The organism is Amycolatopsis sp. FDAARGOS 1241, assembly GCF_016889705.1.
Lineage (GTDB): Bacteria > Actinomycetota > Actinomycetes > Mycobacteriales > Pseudonocardiaceae > Amycolatopsis.
This window is the reverse complement of record NZ_CP069526.1, coordinates 1,719,106-1,737,821: the sequence shown is the minus strand read 5'-3', so window position 1 is coordinate 1,737,821 and position 18,716 is coordinate 1,719,106. Positions and strand designations below refer to the sequence as shown.

Annotated in this window: 22 protein-coding genes and 3 pseudogenes; 14 read left to right on the top strand and 11 right to left on the bottom strand. The window is 67.1% G+C overall.

What is annotated here, in order from left to right:
• Positions 1-80 precede the first annotated feature (80 nt).
• Entirely contained in the window at positions 81-842 is a 762-nt protein-coding gene (locus tag I6J71_RS08600) for an SDR family oxidoreductase (RefSeq protein ID WP_204094235.1), read from the bottom strand.
• A gap of 82 nt (positions 843-924) precedes the next feature.
• Between I6J71_RS08600 and I6J71_RS08595 the strand changes: the two genes are divergently transcribed.
• Positions 925-1,494, top strand: a complete 570-nt coding sequence (locus I6J71_RS08595; protein WP_204094234.1) for a TetR/AcrR family transcriptional regulator — start codon at positions 925-927, stop codon at positions 1,492-1,494.
• A gap of 205 nt (positions 1,495-1,699) precedes the next feature.
• On the opposite strand, the gene I6J71_RS08590 is transcribed toward I6J71_RS08595, so the two are convergent.
• On the bottom strand, positions 1,700-1,972 hold the full coding sequence (locus I6J71_RS08590; protein WP_204094233.1) for a site-specific integrase: 273 nt from the start codon (positions 1,970-1,972) through the stop codon (positions 1,700-1,702).
• A 218-nt stretch (positions 1,973-2,190) separates the two neighbouring features.
• On the opposite strand from I6J71_RS08590, the gene I6J71_RS08585 reads away from it, so the two are divergent.
• From I6J71_RS08585 to I6J71_RS50435, 6 genes and pseudogenes are all read left to right on the top strand, one after another.
• A protein-coding gene (locus I6J71_RS08585) for an IS5 family transposase (protein ID WP_204096803.1) occupies positions 2,191-2,987 on the top strand; the annotation gives its coding sequence in 2 pieces (ribosomal slippage) (positions 2,191-2,521 and positions 2,521-2,987; 798 coding nt in all).
• A gap of 297 nt (positions 2,988-3,284) precedes the next feature.
• Positions 3,285-3,410 (top strand): annotated as a pseudogene (locus tag I6J71_RS50440) (hypothetical protein); the annotation flags it as partial.
• Between the two features lie 47 nt (positions 3,411-3,457).
• Positions 3,458-3,601, top strand: a complete 144-nt coding sequence (locus I6J71_RS08575) for a hypothetical protein (RefSeq protein WP_204094232.1) — start codon at positions 3,458-3,460, stop codon at positions 3,599-3,601.
• 114 nt (positions 3,602-3,715) lie between these two features.
• Positions 3,716-4,117, top strand: coding sequence for a hypothetical protein (locus tag I6J71_RS08570; protein WP_204094231.1), 402 nt, complete (start codon positions 3,716-3,718; stop codon positions 4,115-4,117).
• Between the two features lie 155 nt (positions 4,118-4,272).
• Positions 4,273-4,491, top strand: a pseudogene (locus I6J71_RS08565) (leucine zipper domain-containing protein); the annotation flags it as partial.
• Positions 4,431-4,997, top strand: coding sequence for a tyrosine-type recombinase/integrase (locus I6J71_RS50435; protein WP_370542101.1), 567 nt, complete (start codon positions 4,431-4,433; stop codon positions 4,995-4,997). The pseudogene I6J71_RS08565 and the gene I6J71_RS50435, both read left to right, overlap by 61 nt.
• A gap of 326 nt (positions 4,998-5,323) precedes the next feature.
• On the opposite strand, the gene I6J71_RS08555 is transcribed toward I6J71_RS50435, so the two are convergent.
• The 7 genes from I6J71_RS08555 to I6J71_RS08525 form a co-directional block, all read right to left on the bottom strand.
• Positions 5,324-5,815 carry a hypothetical protein gene (locus I6J71_RS08555; RefSeq protein ID WP_204094229.1) on the bottom strand — a complete coding sequence of 164 codons (492 nt, stop codon included), beginning with the start codon at positions 5,813-5,815 and terminating at the stop codon, positions 5,324-5,326.
• Between the two features lie 19 nt (positions 5,816-5,834).
• On the bottom strand, positions 5,835-7,022 hold the full coding sequence (locus I6J71_RS08550; protein WP_204094228.1) for a hypothetical protein: 1,188 nt from the start codon (positions 7,020-7,022) through the stop codon (positions 5,835-5,837).
• Between the two features lie 422 nt (positions 7,023-7,444).
• Positions 7,445-7,687, bottom strand: a complete 243-nt coding sequence (locus I6J71_RS08545; protein WP_204094227.1) for a helix-turn-helix domain-containing protein — start codon at positions 7,685-7,687, stop codon at positions 7,445-7,447.
• Positions 7,684-8,088: an integrase core domain-containing protein gene (locus tag I6J71_RS08540; protein ID WP_239154548.1), complete on the bottom strand. Its 405-nt coding sequence runs from the start codon at positions 8,086-8,088 to the stop codon at positions 7,684-7,686. The genes I6J71_RS08545 and I6J71_RS08540 overlap by 4 nt, the downstream gene beginning before the upstream one ends.
• On the bottom strand, positions 7,997-8,392 hold the full coding sequence (locus I6J71_RS50430; RefSeq protein ID WP_370542198.1) for an IS3 family transposase: 396 nt from the start codon (positions 8,390-8,392) through the stop codon (positions 7,997-7,999). Before I6J71_RS50430 ends, I6J71_RS08540 begins: the two co-directional genes overlap by 92 nt.
• Before the next feature lie 173 nt (positions 8,393-8,565).
• A complete protein-coding gene (locus I6J71_RS08530; RefSeq protein WP_204094224.1) occupies positions 8,566-8,856 on the bottom strand; it encodes a transposase in 291 nt (96 codons plus the stop codon).
• Positions 8,857-8,903: 47 nt separating this feature from the next.
• A complete protein-coding gene (locus tag I6J71_RS08525) occupies positions 8,904-11,378 on the bottom strand; it encodes an RHS repeat domain-containing protein (protein ID WP_204094223.1) in 2,475 nt (824 codons plus the stop codon).
• Positions 11,379-11,740: 362 nt separating this feature from the next.
• Between I6J71_RS08525 and I6J71_RS08520 the strand changes: the two genes are divergently transcribed.
• From I6J71_RS08520 to I6J71_RS08510, 3 genes are all read left to right on the top strand, one after another.
• On the top strand, positions 11,741-12,070 hold the full coding sequence (locus I6J71_RS08520; RefSeq protein ID WP_204094222.1) for a hypothetical protein: 330 nt from the start codon (positions 11,741-11,743) through the stop codon (positions 12,068-12,070).
• Positions 12,071-12,245: 175 nt separating this feature from the next.
• A complete protein-coding gene (locus tag I6J71_RS08515) occupies positions 12,246-13,181 on the top strand; it encodes a DUF5996 family protein (RefSeq protein WP_204094221.1) in 936 nt (311 codons plus the stop codon).
• 73 nt (positions 13,182-13,254) lie between these two features.
• Positions 13,255-13,890, top strand: coding sequence for a hypothetical protein (locus tag I6J71_RS08510; protein ID WP_204094220.1), 636 nt, complete (start codon positions 13,255-13,257; stop codon positions 13,888-13,890).
• Between the two features lie 53 nt (positions 13,891-13,943).
• On the opposite strand, the gene I6J71_RS08505 is transcribed toward I6J71_RS08510, so the two are convergent.
• On the bottom strand, positions 13,944-14,231 hold the full coding sequence (locus I6J71_RS08505; RefSeq protein WP_204094219.1) for a hypothetical protein: 288 nt from the start codon (positions 14,229-14,231) through the stop codon (positions 13,944-13,946).
• A gap of 622 nt (positions 14,232-14,853) precedes the next feature.
• On the opposite strand from I6J71_RS08505, the gene I6J71_RS08500 reads away from it, so the two are divergent.
• Positions 14,854-15,174 carry a hypothetical protein gene (locus tag I6J71_RS08500; protein WP_204094218.1) on the top strand — a complete coding sequence of 107 codons (321 nt, stop codon included), beginning with the start codon at positions 14,854-14,856 and terminating at the stop codon, positions 15,172-15,174.
• Here I6J71_RS08500 and I6J71_RS08495 read toward each other — a convergent pair.
• A pseudogene (locus I6J71_RS08495) lies at positions 15,153-15,759 on the bottom strand (IS5 family transposase); the annotation flags it as partial. The gene I6J71_RS08500 and the pseudogene I6J71_RS08495 overlap by 22 nt on opposite strands.
• Before the next feature lie 10 nt (positions 15,760-15,769).
• Here I6J71_RS08495 and I6J71_RS08490 point away from each other — a divergent pair.
• From I6J71_RS08490 to I6J71_RS08480, 3 genes are all read left to right on the top strand, one after another.
• Entirely contained in the window at positions 15,770-17,668 is a 1,899-nt protein-coding gene (locus I6J71_RS08490; protein ID WP_204094217.1) for a LamG domain-containing protein, read from the top strand.
• Between the two features lie 48 nt (positions 17,669-17,716).
• The gene (locus I6J71_RS08485) at positions 17,717-18,253 is read left to right on the top strand and encodes a LamG-like jellyroll fold domain-containing protein (protein WP_204094216.1); all 537 of its coding nucleotides are present in this window, start codon (positions 17,717-17,719) and stop codon (positions 18,251-18,253) included.
• A 102-nt stretch (positions 18,254-18,355) separates the two neighbouring features.
• Entirely contained in the window at positions 18,356-18,601 is a 246-nt protein-coding gene (locus tag I6J71_RS08480) for an IS3 family transposase (RefSeq protein ID WP_204094215.1), read from the top strand.
• Positions 18,602-18,716: the final 115 nt, after the last annotated feature.

Genomic DNA, 18,716 nt, shown 5'->3' with positions numbered 1-18,716 from the left:
CGGTATCCGGCATTCCTGCTTAGCTGTGGTGGTCGTCGATGCACTACCACAGCGGACCGGAGACTGTAAGCACTGGACCGTCAGGCCGCCTTGATCGTTCCGCCGTCGATGACGAGATCGGTGCCTGTGATCCAGCGCGCCTCCAGGCCCAACAGGAAGGCGACCGCATGGGCCACCTCGTCAGCCTCGCCCATCCAGCCGAGCGCGATACCCATGCTCGCAGGTGCCCCCTCGTCGAGCACCTGCTCCCGGGTGACGCCGGATGCGGTCGCCATACCGTCGGCGATCCGGCCGTCGGCGGTCCAGCTCGGCGTGCGAACCGGCCCAGGCGACACCGCGTTCACTCGGACACCGCGCGGCGCGAACTGCTCCGACAGCGTCGTCGTGAGGTTCGTGAGCGCAGCTTTGTGCGCCGAGTAGTCGACGACCATCGGGAACGGCAAGCGGGCGTTGATCGACGAAATGTTGACGATCGAGCCACCGTGCACCAGCAGGGCCGGGAGTAATGCACGGGTCAGCCGCACGGCTGAGAGCACGTTCGCCTCGAAACCTTGCTGCCACTGTTGGTCGATTACGTCCAAAAAGGAGCCGCGGGGGTCGAATTGACCGACGTTGTTGACTAGGGCATCCACCCGGCCACGCTCGATCGCAGCCGCGACCAGTGCCTCCACTCCCTCAGCGGTGGCGAGATCGGCCCGCACGACGGTGAGGTCGTCATCCTCCTCCGGTACCGCCGAGCGCGAACCGGTGACCACGGTGTACCCGTCCTTGCGCAGACGCTCGACCACCGCCGCCTCGATGCCCTTCGTGCCACCGCTGACGACGGCAACTTTGCTGCCCATCACTGCCTCCCTATTTGGGAGCATGCGCTCTCGTATCCGCGGCCATGGAGCGATCGTTCCACAATAGGGGTAGGCTCACGATGTGCCACGACAACGGGAGTTCGACGAGCAGGACGCTATCGCGCGCGCTGCGAACTTGTTCCACCGGCGCGGCTACCACGCCACATCCACGCGTGACCTCGGCGAGGCGCTCGCCCTCCACCCGAGCAGCCTGTACCGCGTGTTCGGCGACAAACACGCGCTGTTCCTGCGCGCGCTGGACCACTACCTGGCGTCCGAGTCAGCGCGCTCCGCCGCAGCGCTGCAGGAGAGCCGGCCTGTCCGCGAGTTGCTGCGCGACTGGCTCTACTCAATGGTCGAACCAACCGTTGCACCCGGCTGCTTCGTCACTCACGCCGCGACCGAGTTGGGTACCGACGACCCGGAAACGGTTCAGCGCGTGCACGCAGCCTTCGAGAGCACGACAGCCGCGATCGCCACAGTGCTGCAAGACGGGATCACCAGCGGCGAACTGCGTCCCGACCTCGACGCGGACGCCACCGCCCGCGTGCTGTTCACCACCCTGACCGGGTTACGCGTGCGACACCGCGCCGGGCATGACGCCTGCCAGCTGCGAGCAACAGTCGACCACGCACTGCGCGTGCTCGGCTAAACTGCCCGGCCGTCCATGCTGGGTGCCGCCAACCATGCAGTCACTTGCCCGACTGGTTGGCTGCCGCCCGGTCAGCTTCGACCGCGGTGGCTACCGTCGGCGTGGTCGGGAGGTGAGTAGTGATGGTCCACCGAGGGTGGGAGCCGAATACGCCAGAAGGGGCCGTGCCAGGCGTAATCACTGATCGGGGCGCTTGACGCCGGGGTCAGCGTCGGGTGTCACGTCGCCGGCGGGCGGCTCGAATCTCGTCGTCCGCGATCTTGTCGGTGAGCAGGGTGTAGATCTGGGTGGTCTCGGTGGAGGCGTGGCCGAGCCGGCGGCGGACGGCCTCGATGGAGACGCCCGCGTTGATGAATTCGGTGGCGTGGGCGTGCCGGAGCTGGTGGATGTCAATGTCGACTTCGGCCTGCTCGCAGTACTTGGGCCAGGGGTGGTGGGCGGCGTCGCAGGGCAGGTGCCCACGGGGCCGTTCCTGCAATTAATGCTGGGCCGGAACAGCGCGCCGAACTGGTAGCCGGTGCGGGCGAGGTAGAGCTTGAGCAGGGCGACGTAGCCGCGGCCGTAGGTGATTTCGCAGGAGTGCATACGTGGGAAATGAAGCGCTACCGGCGGTGTCACTTCCTGTCATCCCTAAGAGCGTGTCTCGTTTGGATCTTTCCCGCTGGGCTGCAATGATCTTGTACCGTGATCGACTCGCTGTCGCAACGGCTGGTGCCCGATGACTTGTGGGCGTTGGTGGAACCGCTGGTCCCGCCGGCAAAGGAGCGTCCGCAGGGTGGTGGTCGTGCGCGGACTGATCCGCGGGCGGTGTTCACGGCGATCGTGTTCGTGTTGACCAGTGGTTGTGCGTGGCGGCACCTGCCGCCCTCGTTCGGGGTATCGGTGCCCACGGCGCACCGGACGTTCACCGAATGGACCGAGGCCGGGCTGTGGCGGCAGTTGCATCAGGCAGTGCTGGACGAACTGGGCGGCCGGGGTTTGATCGACTGGTCTCGCGCGGTCCTCGACGGAGCATCCGTCAGGGCCAAAAGGGGGGCGGTCTGACCGGTCCGAGCCCGGTCGACCGCGGCAAACCGGGCTCGAAGATCCACGTACTGTCCGACGGGGCCGGGCTGCCCCTGACCGTCGCGATCTCCGCGGCCAACACTCACGACAGCCACGCGCTCAGACCTCTGGTCAACGCGCTGCCGCCGATCCGATCGCGCCGCGGACCGCGGCGCCGGAAACCGGCCAAACTCCACTCCGACAAGGCCTACGACATCCCCGCCCTGCGCGCCTGGCTGCGCCAGCGCGGGATCGTCCCGCGCATCGCCCGCAAGGGCATCGAATCCGCCGAGAAACTCGGCAAACACCGGTGGGTGATCGAACGGTCCATCGCCTGGCTGACCGGCTACCGGCGACTGACCATCCGCTACGAACGCAAAGCCGGCCACTACCTCGCCTTCCTCACCCTCGCCGCCACCATCACCTGCCACAAGAAACTCGCCAAATGAGACAAGCTCTAAGGCTCGCGGGTCAAACCGAGCCGAGTGACGGAGTAACCGGTGTGACCCCGTCGACACGTCCGTGGTGTCACGTCGCCGACGAGCGACTCAGGGGGCAGCTCGATCGAGTGTCGCGTTGTCCGGCAGGTCACCGACCCTTCAGAGGTGGTCAGGAACATTGCCTGGTAAACCGAATCGGTCACCCAGTAGAGGTTTCCTTCGATCCGGCCGACGTAGTAGCCCTCGGCCGCGCGGCGTCACGCGGCCCACCGAGACACTGGAAAGCCTGTCTTCGACGTCGGAGCCATCGAGCAGGGGCGAGTTCCGTCGCGGCGAATCCTCTTCATCGGGCGCGCTCCCCTGCCCGCGAACGCAGCTCAGTGGCTGCGCGCCTCACCCAGCGACGAGGTCGTGGTTCGTCGTCGCTTGCGGTTCCTCGACGACGAGCCGGTCGTGGTCTCCGCGAGCTACTACCCGCTGTGGCGTTCCCCGACCGCGTGCACCGAGCTGGCCCTGCTGGCTGGTGCGCGGACTTCTGGGGCACCCTCGCGGCCTGGGACCGGGACGGTTCGGTCACCGGCACCGTCGGCGCCGCCTACGTCTGCTTCTGCGCGGGGGTCTGAGCCATGACCACCATGCAGTTCGGTGACGTGCTCACCCTCGACTGCTCCCGCTGCGGGCAGCCGCACGTCCAAGCTCCCGTGATCGCGTGGACGCCGTGCTGATCGTGCTCTGGCATGGGCACCCTCACGCCTGGCTCCGGCGTCGCCTGCCGTACCTGCCGGGGCGAGGGCCGGTTCGGCTCCTACTCCGACATGGTCGTCGCCCAGCAGGAACGCCACTGCGCCCAGGTCCGCCGCCTGCCGGGCGAGCGCTTCCGGCTGTCCGACGTGGACTCCGAGACCGGCTGCCGGTTCTGTGACCTGCGGTTCGCTGACCTCCCTGAGTTGGTCATGGACTTGGTCACGAACATGGGCGTCTCTCCGGAGCGGTGGAGCACCCTCGTGGAGCGCGGCGAGGTCCTGGAGGTCCCGTACCTGGACGGTTGGCAGACCGTGTTCCCGCCGGTCGTGTGGGGTGACCGCCGTGCGTCGCGCGTTGGCTGGCCGGGTGCTGTTCAGGCGCGGGTGGCCACCTGATGGTCGCTGCTCCGGCTGGCTTCCGCGAGATGGTCGCCGCGTTCACCGAGTCCGGCACCCTGGACCCGGCCCTGAAGCACGTCCTCGCCCGCGCGAACTTCGACACATGGACTGAGAAGGTCAAGGCTGCCCGGGGCTGTGCGAAACCGGTCCGGATGGCCGGGGCCTGGTGTCTGACGCCATCGCCGATCACAACGGAGGTCTTCGTGTCCCACCGTAATGCCCGCTTGACCCTGCACGGCCGATGGTTGCTGATCGAGCGTGTCCACGCGGGACGCCCGGTCGCCCACGTCGCCGCCGAACTGGGGATCTCATGCGCGACCGGGCACAAGTGGGTCCGCCGCTACCGTCCATCGCGAGGCCGAGGCCTTTGGCGATGAAGCCCTTGGCCTGTTCGATCACCACTCGGCTGCTCAACGTGGTCTGCAGCTGCTCGACCAGCACCTCGTGGCGCTGGATCGTGCGCGCTTGCAACACGGCCGGGCCGATGTTCCGTGCCAGTATCAACGGCAGCGGCGGCCCACTATCCTACGACGCCGCCCACCACCGATGGAACGGCTACTGCGCTACCGCCGAAATCGACATCGACATCCACCAGCTGCGCCACGCCCACGCCACCGAACTCATCAACTCCGGCGTCTCCATCGAGGGCGTCCGCCGCCGGCTCGGCCGCCAGCACCGAAACCACCCAGATTTACACCCTCCTCGCCGACAAAGTCGCCGACGACGAGATCCGTGCTGCTCGACGTCGGCGCGAGCGCGCAAGCTCAAAATAGCCGCGTTCGCGCTGGTCAGTGGCTATTCCGTTGGATATTCCGCGAGATGTCCCGGAACCCCGGGTAGAGTTCGGCTGGCTCGAGCCCGCCGCGAAGTGTGGTGATCGCTCTGCGCAGCTTTCACGGTTCCGGCGCTCGGTGCCGGTGATCTCTCCGAGCACCGTGTTGGCGCTCAGTGGTCAGCCGGCGGGAGAGATGCGATGGTCACCGATGCTGGTGGTATGCCAGGGAGCCCACCTGGGAGGTGACGGGCGGTCGAGCGGGTTGATCCCGGCTTCGATTCCATCGTTCGCCCGCTGAGTACAAGCAGTGCGACGACAGCCACCGCGAGGGTGGCCATCACGACCACGCCTGTCAGCGCAGTTCGCTTGCGCACAGTCATGGTTCCCGGTGGTTGCTGGCGTCAGGGAACCCGGCTCGAACGCCCGGTTCAGAGAAGCGTTCGCGCATGGTCATCGGGTCCGAGCACGACGGCAGGATCGAGGCGTTCGCTGACAGGCCAGATTTCAAGCTGGTGATGTTCGGTGGGCCGCTCGGGTTGTTCGGGTGCTTGCGCGGCGAGGCTGCGGTCCCGTGCGGACAGCCGAAGGCGGATCCATCCTTCGGGTACGTCAAGGTCGGCGACCGTGGCGGTGTTGTAGGTGTCGTGGATCTGTAGATGACCAAGACCGTCGAGTGTCCACTCGGCCGCCATGTCCCAGCGCGCGTCGACCGAGTCCGGTGGTTCGGGTAGCACCCGCACGGTCAACTCGACGGGGCCCCAGTCAGTGCCGCACAGCACTGCCACCCAGTTGTCTTCACCGACGAAGATCCCGTCTTGCGTGCCGGGCCACATGTTGTCGACGCCTGGGGCGGAGCGCAGGTGGTACTGACCATCCCGCACCGGGACGGTCAGTACCACTTCGCGTGAAGAGTCAGTCACGACGGTTGAACTCCAGCGATCACCAGGCTGTCGTACCGTCCGCCAGCACCGCCTGCACGTAGAACGGGTCGTCGTCGAGAATACGGTAGTAATCGTAGTACGCGCCGGTCAGTCCGCCCTGGCTGTTGTTGGCGCTCTGAGGAACTACTGCGGTCGACCGGTCGTTCGGCGCCGCACCGTTTCCGCCTTGATACGTGCTGGCCAATGGGTGCTCGTCGCACGAGTAGCCCGTAGGCGTCACGACGCTACCGCAGGCGACCGACCGGTTCTGGTCGATCTGGGTCTGGTTGGTGAGCCGGTTGAGCGGAACGCCGTTGACCGGGCTTCCCCAGTGACTCGGCAGGTTGTGCATGGCGTCGAACACGTGCTGGGCCACCGGGCCTACCGCCGGGTTGTCGGGAGTGCTGTAGAGCACGAAGGGCCAGCCCGTGTCGTCCCCGCAGCCCTGGCCATAACGGTTGCTCATACTGTCGCAACGCCCGAACAAGGTGTTGGACTCATGGTCGGCCAACGTCACCGGGTTACCCGGTGTGTTCAGCTCGATCGCCGAACCCAGGTTGCCAGTCAGATACAAGACCTGGTTGTTGAGCATGTCGCCCGAGTACTGGGTGTACCACTTGCTCACGAAGGCGCCCTCGCCCAACGTGATGGGCTCATTTTCTCCGTTCGAGCCTTCCAGCTGCGACGTGGTGCACTTGTCCGGATGCCCGGAACACCCGGTCCACATCGACCCGGTGATGCCCGTCTCCAACGTCCCCCAAGCCGCGGGCACGCTCAGATCAGTATCCAGATCCCACGACGGCGTGCCACTCCCCTCGTCGAACTCCACCGACGAGGTGAAGGTCACGTCCATCTCGCCGACCGTGGTGGTGACGCCGTCCACGGTCTCTGTCGCGGTGACAGTCCAGTTCTCGGTAGAGCAGGAGGTAAACCGGTCCGGGTTGTAGAACCCCGAACTACAAGCCGGCGCGATCGCGGCGGGCTCGGCCGCGAAGCGCGGGATCCGCGACGACACTTCCCGCAGCGAATCCGATTTCAGCTGCGAAACAGATTTCTTGCTACGAGTTTGCTGCTTCTTCGTGACGACTGTGCAGGAATAGTGGCCACTCGTCCGCGCTTGTGCAGCACGCTGTGCACACTGCTGCTCCTGTTGCGCCGCCGTCAGGCCCGCACCCGAAACACCAGACGGAAGTGTGTAGTCCGTCAAGGCCCAGGCAGTAACGCTCCCTGACAAGTAGACCCTAACGGACAGAAAAGATAAAGCGCCAACAGTTAGCGATCTTCGAATTACGGACATTACTATCCCCCTTTTAAGATTCCATTGATGGCACGCCAAATACGCATCGACACAGTTTCGATACATTGATTGGCGACGATCAAGCTATCACTGCAATGGGTCACCGTCTGCGCGGCAAACAGTGAGCGACCGTCTCACTCAGACGCTACTTTCCGCGGCACGGATGCGGTGTAAGAATTCAGTGTTAGCCGATTTCATTGCGCTCATTCAGTGATTCGCCACCGCGCTCGCCGGACGCGGGCCAACCCGTCGACCAAGTCGCAGCGGCGTTCGACGTCAGCCGCATCACCCGACTTGACCGGCCCCATGCCTTCATGGATGACCAGCAGTGATCACTCGTTGGCGGCGCGGTGGTCTGCGAGGACGTTGTGGACCGTGCCGACGGAGAGCTGGGTGGCGCGGGCGATGGTGCGGACGGACTCGCCGTCGGCGTGACGGGCCAGGATGACACGGCGTTTGTCGGCGTCGACGACGCGGGGGCGGCCGCCGACCCGGCCGCGTGCCCGAGCGACGTCCAAGCCGTTGCGGGTTTTGCGGACTGAGGTTGTCCCCGAAGGCCGGACACCGGATTTCATGCCACGAGGGTGAGACCTTGACGATAGCCGACGCGGACTTCGTGTGGGGTGCGGTAGTTGAGTGTCGAATGTAGACGGTCGTGGTTGTAGTAGCCCAGGTAGGCGAAAACGTCCCGTCGGGCGTCGTCGCGGGTCGCCCACACGGCGGTGCCGATCTCGGTCTTGAGGGTGGCGAAGAACGACTCCGCGACGGCGTTGTCGAAGCACGACCCGGTCCGGCCCACCGACGGGCGCATGCCGTGCTCGGCAAGTGCGGACCGGAACCGCCCAGAGGTGTACTGCGTCCCGCGATCGGCGTGGAAAACCGCGTCACCGCTGATCAGGCCACGTCTGACGGCGAGGTCGAGGGCGTCGCGGACGAGGTCGGCGCGCATGTGGGCGGCCATCGCGCGCCCGACCATTTCTCGGGGTGTACAGGTCGATCACCGTGGCCAGGTAGAGCCAGCCCTCCCGGGTGGGCAGGTAGGTGATGTCGCCCACCAACCGCCTCCCCGGCGACGGGGAGGTGAAGTCCCGACCGATCAGGTCCGGCACCGACGCCGCGACAACATCGGGCCTGGTCAGAGACCTGCGCCGCCTGCGGGTGAGACCGACGACCCCGTGCTCGCGCATGACCCGTCCGACCCGTTTGTGGTTGACCCGACGGCCGCGGCGGTGCAGCACGGCGACGATCCGCGGACGCCCGTAGGCGCCTCGGTGACGCACGTGGACCTCGGCGATCTCGGCGGCCAACCCCTCGTCTGCCGCGGCCCGCTCCGCCCTCGCCGCCGCAGCGGCGAGCCACTTTTAGAAGCCCGGACGCCGCACGCCCAGGACCCCGCACAGCCGGGTGACGCCGAAGATGGCGCGGTGTTCGGAGATGAACCGGTAGCTGCGGGTCAACGACCCATCTCCTTGGCAAAATAGGCGGCTGCCTTGCGGAGGATGTCCTTCTCCAGCTCGAGTTCGGCTACCCGCTTGCGCAGCGCCCGCAGCTCCTCCTGGTCCACGGCGGCCGTCGTGTCGACAGGGCCGGCCTGGGCCTGCTCGGCGGTGCGGACCCAGTTGCGCAGGGTCTCGTGATTCACGCCCAACTCGCGGGCGATCTGCCGCAATGGCCGGTCCGACGAGCGGGCCAGCTCGACGGCGTCCCTGCGGAACTGCTCGGGGCACTTCGACTTGCCTGACACGGGGACACCCTGATCCCAGACCGCTGTCTGGGATCAGGGTGTCCGGTTCAAGGGGACAACCTCACGCGGATCGTCTGGGTGTAGACGTCGCCGCCGGAGTGCGACGTCTGCGACGTCGGGTAGCCCTTCTTGATCGTGTCGTAGGTCCATCCGGCGATCTCGTTGTCGCTCGAGGGCGCGGCGTTCCCGGTGGTGTCGTAGTCGAAGGTCTTGCGGCCGTCGGCGTCGTAGGCGTGGGTAGTCTGCTTGGCCCGCGAGTCGGTCGTCGTGAGGAGCTGACCGGCGTGGTCGTAGGTGCTCGTTGTCGTGCCGGTGTCGGGATCCTGGGCCGAGGTCTGGTTACCGAGCAGGTCGTACTGGTACGACCAGGTGTTGCCGGCCGCGTCCTTGACGCTCTGCTGCTTGCCGTTCGGGTAGTACGTGTAGTGGGTGGCAGAGTAGTCGGTCGGCGGATCGGTGGGGTCCGCCGGCGCGCCCGCGTTGTAGCGGTAGAGGTCGGTCGTGTTTCCCCTGGCATCGGCCAGCGTGGTGGTCGACGGCGACCCGGCCGGCGGGATGGTGGTGACGAAGTTCCCGCCGTAGACGTAGCTGGTGCGCCAGGTCTCGTTGCCCAGCGCGTAGGCGATCGCCGCGGTCTTGCGGCCGGCGCTGTCGTAGGAGGTGCCGGTCGCCGACGGGACATCGCCCGCCGAGGCCTGGACGTAGGTCGGCGAGACCGCGTCGGAGTTGAAGTAGGGGTTGGTGGTCTCGGAGACCCAGCCGTCGGTGTTGTAGATCGTGTCGGTGATATCCCGGCCGTTGTCCGGCGTCTGGTTCTGCACCTCCCTCGAGCGCAGCATCGCGTCGTAGAGGGTCTCCGAAAGCCGGTAAGTGCCGTCGAAGTTCAGCGTGTAGGTGTCCACAACGGACGGGGCGCTGTTCGAGATGGTGTACGTGTACTTCAACGACGGCGCCGAGACTCCCGGCTTCAAGACCGAGGTGAGCTGCCCGAGCGCGTCGAACTGCTCCTTGGTCACGAACCCGCCGGCGTCCGTGGACGAGGTGGGCAGGTCCCGCACCGGGTCGTTCACCGTCGTCGTGGTGAACGTCAAAGGATCCTTGACCACCACCTGTGTCGGCTCCGCCCCTGTCGCGGGGGTGTAGGTGGTTTGGGTAATGCGGTTGTCCGGTTCCGTGGTGGTCGCCGGACGGCCGTACTCGTCGAAGGAGGCAGTGGCCACCGAATACGTCGAAGTCACCGCCGATCCCGTGTAGGTGATCGCGCTCTCGGTTTCGGTGGGGTCTCCGACGGTAGGTGCAGCCCCTGAAGTGGTCGAGCCGTCGTAGAAGGTCAACTGGTCGGAGACGGCGTCCTGGGGATACACGGGCGTCGCGCCACAGTCGGCCGAAACGGTTTTCTGCTCAGCCTGCCTGTCCAGGATCCACGCGGTCGTGTTGTCGGCGAAACTCGTTGTGCTGCACAGGTCGTCGGCCGGTGTCGAGACGTCGCCGTGGTCGTCGGTCGCCGTGACCCGGCCATGACTGTCGTGGGTGTAGTCAGTCTCGGTTTCCCGATCGCCACCCGAACTCAGTTGCGTGTAGACCTTCGTGTCCGCAGTGTCGAGCAGGAACGATTGCAGCGGCTTCAGGCCCGAGACGGCCTGCGTCGCAGTGGCAGCCGACGACCAGGGATCGCTGATGGTGTCCGAGACGACGGAGGGACCGTTATAGACGACCGTCTCGTATGTACCGCCCGCGAATTGGTCGCTATCGGCCACCGGCGGGTCACCGCGCGAATCGGACACCGTTGCGTGTCTGGTGCCTCCGTTGGGCAGAGTGTCGCCGTCCATGCCCCGGAAGTAGGTGTACTGGGTCTTGGTGATGGGGTCGGGCGCCGTGCCGGTGGTGACGATCATGCCCTGGAAGCCGCGCCACTGATCCCAGGTCCGTTCGTCGGGTTGGCTGGTGGGGTCCTCGGTGTAGTGCCAGGCGGGTGTTCCCACGGGCGTGTAGGTCGTGGCGATGGTGTCGTGGGCCGAGCCACCGGTCGGATCTTCTTCGGTGACACCGGTGACGATGAACTTGTTGAACCAGTCGAGAACCGGCTCGGCCTGGTTGAGCGGCAGCCAGTAGGCCGGATAGCACAGCGTGGTGTTCTGGGAGGCATCCGTCGGGACGCCGGACGCGCAGCCCGGGGACGAGTAGCCGACCGAGATGGTTTCCCCGGTCTCAGTGGTGATCGTCGACAGCCGCTGCCGGGTGATCGGCGAGTAGCCGTCGCTGAGATCAGCCCGGTTGGACAGTGGGGTTCCGGAGAAAACCACCGGTGGCAGAGTGATGGCAGCGGTCGAACCGCCGGCCGAGGTGTCCTGCCCGGTGCGGGCGATCGACGAGAGCCACAGCGAGGGGCTGGTGGAATCGCCGGTCGCGGGGTAGGTGTGGGTCAGCGCCCAGTTGTCCACATTGGTCTCGGTGGTACCGACGAGGACCTGAGTCTGGATCGACTGCAGCGCGTACTCCGACCAGAACGACGGTGACTGCACCGAGCAGCTGGCGTTGTTCGCGCAGTTGAGGTCGTAGGGGACGTCGGGCCAGTTGGCCGCTCCCGCCAGGTACGCGCTCGCGCCAGGCGTAGAGGTGCAGGCAGGAGCGAAGGCTGGGGTGACAACGAGCCGTCGCTGGCTCTCCGTGTTTCGAGGAGAGCCAGCGACAACACTGCCTTTTTCGTCACCGCCAACGACCATCGTGCCTGCAGGCGCAGCTGCGGTGCATCAACCTGCCCGATCCCTCCGCCGAGCTGAACCGGGTCGTTGCCGAGGCCCTCGCCCAGCGCAACTGGACTGGTCCGGCGTACCGCACGGCCGCCGACGGCTTCCTCGCTCTGCTGCCGGCCGCGGCCACCCGGGTGGCGGTCCGGCGAGGAGTCACCTGGAGCAACGAGCACCTGGAAATCGGGCTGCCTGACCTGCTCGGCCTGCGCCTGGCCGACGGCAGCCGGGCGCTGATCGCGATCTACAACAAGAAGCAGCCCCTCATCCGCAGCCAGGCCGAGCGGCTCCTGCTGCCGATGCACGACCGTCGCGACAGCCTCCTACCCGAGGCCACCGTGCTCGTGTGGGACACCCAGCACCAGCGCGCGTTTCCGCTCACCCCAGGGACGGAACTGGAGCGGCTGCGCACCTCGGTCACTGGGCTGGCCGCCCGCTACGCGGCTGAATGGCGCGCCGCCTCCTGAATGCAGGCTGCCCGGGGCTGGGTTAGCCCAGCCCCGGGCGGGCACGGCTGCGCTGCTGGTCAGCGAGGGCTTGTGTGGTTGACGATGAACACGTGCCCGTGCCGGAATGTCCGCGGCGGTGTCATGATGAGACGGCCTGGCCGCCGCGGGAGCGCCGGGCGGGAAGGGGCAGGCGATGGAGCTGTTCCCGCCGGCGCCGCTGCCGGAGTGGCGGGACACGAAGGAGACGCTGCACCGCTTCGCGCAGATTGTCGGCAAGATCCGCTTGGCCGCGAGCGCTCGGCGCAACCACTGGTGGAACGTCCCGTTCCATGTCACTGGGCGCGGCATCACCACCCGTCCGATGGGTCAGGTCGACGGGAATCCGATCTTCACGGTCGACTTCGACTTCGTCGACCACCGGCTCGCCGTCATGACGCTGGACGGCGAAGAGCGGTCCTTTCCGCTTCCGGGCCAGTCCGTCGCGTCCTTCTACGACCAGACCCTGAGCGCTCTGGCCGCGCTGGGCATCCGGGTGAACATCGCTATTCCCAGGCCCTTCGATCTACCCGACGCCGACCGGCCGTTCGCCGAGGACACCGAGCACGCGACCTACGACCCGGTAGCCGCAAACCGCTACTGGCGGGTGCTAAGCCAGGTGGCGTCCGTGCTGGAGGAGTTCGCGGCGGACTTCTCGGGAAAGGCCAGCCCGGTGCACCACTTCTGGCACACCTTCGACATCGCCCACAGCCGGTTCTCTGGGCGCCGGGTCGACCAGCCCAGGCAGGCCGACCCCGTCACCCGGGAGGCGTACTCCTCCGAAGTGATCAGCTTCGGCTTCTGGTTCGGCGACGACACTTTTGCCGAGCCAGCGTTCTACTCGTACACCGCCCCCGAGCCCGCCGGTCTGGCCGAAGCGCCGCTCAGCCCGGCGTCCGCGCAGTGGGTCGCGCGCGGCGACAGCCACCTGGCCGTGCTGCGCTACGACGCGGCCCGCGCCGAGGCCGATCCACGTGCCGCCGTGCTCGCCTTCTACGAAAGCGCCTACCAGGCCGGGGCCGGACGCGCCGGATGGGACATCGCGGCGCTTGCGTGCCCCGGCGGAATCACGGACCCGGTCCGTCGCATCTGACGAATTCGGTCAGCAGCTTGAGTTCGCGGCGCTGGGCTTCGGCCCGGCCCGGCGCCGCGCCGAAGGCACCTCCGTGGTGTACGTGGCGTTCGACCTGCTCGGCGCCCGCGGCCGTGGCCTGCGGCTGTGGCCGCTGTCACGCCGACGGGAGCGGCTCGCCGCGGTCATCGGCGCGGGCAACGCCGGCGTGCAGCTGATGCTCTCGACCCTCGACCTCACCCAGGGCCAGGCGTGGATCAGCGCCGAGCAGGCGGCCGTGGGCATCGAGGGGACGGTCGCGAAGCCGCTGGCCAGCCGGTACCCGCTGCGCGGCGACCGCGCCGGGTGGGTAAAGGTCCGCCACTTCGACGACGTCGACGCGCTCGTGCTCGGCGTGACCGGCAGCCCGTATCGGCCGACCGCCCTGGTGCTCGGCCAGACAGACCGGGCGGTCGGGTACGGGCGGTCGGCCTGTCGGCGCCCCTGTCGCGGACAGCGCTCGGGTCGCTCGCCGGTCGGCTCCACCTCGCCAAAAGCGGGCCTCAGCGAGCGTCCGGGGTTCTCGCCGGTCTCCCCGGGGCCGAGGACTTCGCCTTCTGGCCAGTCGAGCCCGGTGTGGTGGTCGAAGCGCGCGCCGACCGCGCCTTTGAACTGGGCCGATACCGCCATCGAGTGTCCGTCGTGCGGGCGAAGCCGGCTCAGTAGTCAAGAATGTGGGCGCCCTGCTTGAGGCACCGCGGTGCGGCGGCCGACCAGATGCCGGCCGCCGCACCCAAGTGGCGCTCAGGTGGACGTCGCGTGCGCGGCCCGGTCGGCGGCGACGGCCTTCAGGATCGCCTCGCGGGCTGAGCGGAACGCAGCCCGCGCCGGGTCGTCGGCGTCCAGCGACTCCTCCTGCGCGGTGAGGTTCGCCAGTGCCTGCGGGATGGGGCCGGCGAGCAGCACGTCGGTGTGCCGGGCCGCGATCAGCGACCGGTAGGCGCGCCGGTGCGCGTCGACGACCGCGGCCATGTTGACCTTCGTGGTCTCGGTGATGCTCTCCACCATCACCTCGACCATCGCGACGAGCACGTCCTCGGTGAACTGGCGCTGGATCTTCGTGTCCTTCAGCCAGGCCGCGAGTGTTGTGTGAAGGCGTGCGCTTGCAGCGCTTGGCCATCTCCGACTGCAGCGTGCGCGGGCTGTGCGCGGAGAAGTCGGACAGCATCCGCAGATGCGCCAGCAGCGCCTCTTCGGTGTCGACGTACTGCAGCTGTTCGACGGCCGCTTCCCACAGGTCCCGCGGCGAAAGCGCGTCACTGATCCACCGCACCTTGGCCGGCGACACCACGGTCCCCGCGACGCCGTCGACGGCCTTGACCGCCTGATGGGCCACGTTGCATGCGCGATCGGTTCCTTTGTCGAGACCTTTGACACGGCGGCGTCACCGGGCCTCGTCGTATGTCCGACGGAAGTGCGGCGAATGTCCTATTAGATAATTTGGTCAGTTTTCACCCCTGTATCGCTCTCCGTCGAATACGCCGCTTGGTCTATTTCCGTGAGTAATGCCGTTTGGCAAAGTGATCTCGGGTTCGTCGGGGACCCAGCATGTTGGCTGGTTGTTCTTGGCGAGGGGGACTTCGTGCGTCCTGTTGGTGCGCGCTGGCGCGCTGTCGTGGTCACGGCTGCGGTCGTTGTCAGCACGGTATCTGTAGTGCAGCCGGTGCTCGCGGCTCCGGCGGCGAGCATCCCGGATTCGGCGCCGGATGAAGCGACGGCGGCGGCGTATGCCCGGGCGGGTGACAAGCAGGTAGAGGTCGCGTCGGAGACGACGGAGACGTCGAAGACGTTGGCGAACCAGGATGGCTCGTGGGCCTTGACGGAGTACGTGCACCCTGTGCGGGTCAAGCAGGGCACGACCTGGACGCCGATCGACACGACGCTCGAGCGAAGACCCGACGGTTCGATCGGCCCGAAGGCCGTTGCGGTGGACGTCAGCCTTAAGAGCATGTCTCACTTGGTGAGTTTCTTGTAGCAGGTGATGGCGGCGCCGAGGGTGAGGAAGGCGAGGTAGTGGGTGGGTTTGCGTTCGTAGCGGATGGTGTGTCGGCGGTAGCCGAATAGCCAGGCGATGGCCCGTTCGATGACCCAGCGGTGTTTGCCGAGTTTGTCGGTGGATTCGATGCCTTTGCGGGCGATGCGCGGGATGATCCGGCGGTGGCGGAGCCAGTCGCGCAGGGCGGGGATGTCGTAGGCCTTGTCAGCGTGCAGCTTGGCCGGTTTCCTGCGGCGCGGTCCGCGGTGGGAGCGGATGGAAGGGATGGCGTTGACCAGGGGTTTGAGCGCGTGGCTGTCGTGGGTGTTGGCCGCGGAGATCGCGACGGTCAGGGGCAGGCCTTGCGATCGGACAGGGCGTGGATCTTCGAGCCGGGTTTGCCGCGGTCGACCGGGTTCGGGCCAGTCAGTCCGCCCCTTTTTTGGCCCTGACGGACGCTCCGTCGAGGACCGCACGGGACCAATCGATCATGCCTTTGCTGCCCAGCTCGTCCAGGACTGCTCGGTGCACCTCGCGCCGCAGTCCGGCGGTCGTCCACTCGGTGAACCGGCGATGCGCCCCATCGGCTCCGACGTTGACCACGACCGGCACGCCGCCCGATCACCAGAACGACAGTGTGCATTTCGGTGTTTCGGTGGGCATGCCCACGCCCGGGTTCTATGACATCGATCGGTTCATCTACACCACCGACGGTTCGGAGCGGCAGCCGCAGGGGTCGCCCAGTGTCACCGCGACCCAGGGCACGGATGCGAGCGGCAATCTGGTCGCCACTGCTGATCTGTCTGCGTTGGCGATCAACGGCAACCAGAACTTCATCAAGGTCAAGGCGGTGAACAAGGCCGGCACCCCGGGCCCGGACGCCACCTGCGTCGCCAGCGGCAACCTCGACGCTGCCTCCTGTTCCTTCCACGTGCTGCCCTACACCCCGTCCGTCGAGCTGGTGGGGGCGTGGCCGCTGGATGAGATGGGTGGCCGGGTCCTGGCCGACACCGCGAACACCACGCCGAACAACGACGGTTTGGCCGTGCACACCGCGAGCCTGATCGCCGGCGGTGACTGGGTCGCGGGCTACGATCACGGCAACGCCTGGAGCCATCCCGACAGCGCCGGCTACAGCGAAGGCACGAAGGGCGCGCTGACCCTGGACGGGGCCAGCGGTTATGTCACTACCAGCGGTCCGGTGCTGGACACGATGACGTCGTTCAGCGTGGGCGCGTGGGTGAAACTGGCCAATACCAATGGTTTCCAGACCGTGGTTTCGCAGGATGGGAACCAGGGCAGCGGGTTCTCCCTGCAGTACTCGAAAGATGACAACGCGTGGGCGTTCAGCATGTTGTCCGCCGATCAGGCCAACGCCGGCGTGGTCCGGGCGAAGTCGACGACGCCGCCGGTGCTGGGGGTGTGGACTCACGTGGCCGGCACGTACGACGCGTCGACGGGCACGATGACGCTCTACGTCGATGGTGTGAAGCAGGCCACGAATGTCAGAACGGGTTGGGCTGCCATCGGGAATCTGGTGATCGGCGCGGGCAAGCACAACGGGGCCCGGGCTGACTTCCTGGCCGGTCAGGTGGACGACGTGCAGGCGTGGCAGCGGGTGCTGTCCGCTCAGGACGCGCACGATCTGGCCAACGCCGCCGTGCCGCTCGCGAAATACGGTCTGGCTGAAGGGTGCACCGACGTCCTCGGCACGACTGTCCCGTCGCTGCAGGGCAACTGGGCGTTCGACGATGGCACGGGCAACACCGCCGATGACCTGAGCGCGTTCGGCAACACCATGACGCTCAACGGCGGCTATGGCTGGACGACCGGTCAGGCCGCGGGCGCCGTGCACTTCGACGGTTCCACTGGCTACGGCACCGCGGCTCCGGCGGTGGACACGACACGCTCGTTCACCGTGTCCGCATGGGCCAAGCTGGACGACGCGAACGGCTACTACACGCTGTTCACCCAGGGCGGTCAGCACACGGCAGCGTTCCAGCTGCGCTATTCGCCGGATGTCAACCGCTGGGTGTTCGGGATGACCACAGCCGACGACGACACCGTCGACAACTACCACTGGGCGTTGGGAAGCCAGGCGCCGCAGGTCGGGGCCTGGACCATGCTGACCGGGGTCTTCGACCAGAAGTCGATGCGCGTCCGGTTGTACGTCAACGGGAAGCTCGAAGGCCAGAACACCGTCCCCACCGTGTGGAGCGCCGAGGATGCGTTCACGGTCGGATCGAACGTCGGCGTCGGGAACTTCTTCAAGGGCTCGGTCGATCAGGTCCGGGCGTGGGGTCAGGTCCTGACCGATGACCAGGTCGTGGGTCTGTATGGGCAGCGGTACTTCGACACGGTCAGCAAGACGACCGGGGCCGGTTCCGGCGGAGTCGGCCTCGCTGCGGACGACAACGCGTGCGCCGCGCGGTTCGACAGCTCCGGGACGGGGCAGATCGATGCGGGCCGTCCGGCGAACCTGCGGACGGAGTAGTCCTACACCGTCGAAGCGTGGGCGTACCACTCCTGGACTGCCGAGGATGTGGACGCGCACGGCGCGATCGACCCGAGCGGACGGGCTGCGGTGGGAACGGATGACGCGCAGTTCTCCGCTGAACTGCTCGGCTACCACAGCCTGCCGGACGCGAACGGCGTTGCGCATCCCAAGTGGACGATGCTCATCAGCACGTCGCCCACCGGTGACGGGGCGTGGTGGGCGGTCAGCGACGCCGACGCGGTCGACAACAAGTGGGTTCACCTTGCGGCCACCCACGACGCGTCCACCGGCACGATGGCGTTTTACGTCAACGGCGTGAAACAGCACACCTGCGGTTGTCCCCTTGAACCGGACACCTTGATCCCAGGCAGCGGTCTGGGGGAAGGATGTTCCCGTATCAGGCAAGTCGAAGCACCCCGAGCAGTTCCGCAGGGACGCCGTGGAGTGGTCCGTTCGTCGGATCGGCCGTTGCGACAGGTCGCCCGTGAGCTGGGTGTCAACCACGAGACCCTGCGCAACTGGGTGCGCATTGCCGAGAACGCGCAGGCTGTCCGGCAGCCCTTGCAGTGTGCCGGCCGATGAGCACCACGGGCTGCAGGAACTGCGCAAGCGTGTGGCCGAGCTGGAACCGGAGAAGGAGATCCTCCGCAAGGCAGCCGCCTATTTCGCCAAGGAGATGGGTCGTTGACCTGCAGCTACCGGTTCATCTCCGAACACCGCGCCGTCTTCGGCGTCTCCCGGCTGTGCAGAATCCTCCGGGTGCGACGCCCCGGCTTCTACGAATGGCTCGCTGCCGCACCCGTCAGAGCCGAGCGGGCCGAGGCCGACGAGCGTCTGGCGGCCGAGATCACCGAAGTCCACGCCAGTCACCAGGGCGCCTACGGCCGTCCACGGATTGTGGCCGAGCTGCGCCGGCGCGCCGGAGAGTGAACCGCAAATGCGTCGGGCGGATCATGCGCCAACGTGGGGTCGTCGGTCTGACCCGCAGGCGACGCAGGTCACTGACCAAGCCCGACACCGTGGCGGCGCCGGTGCCGGACCTGAT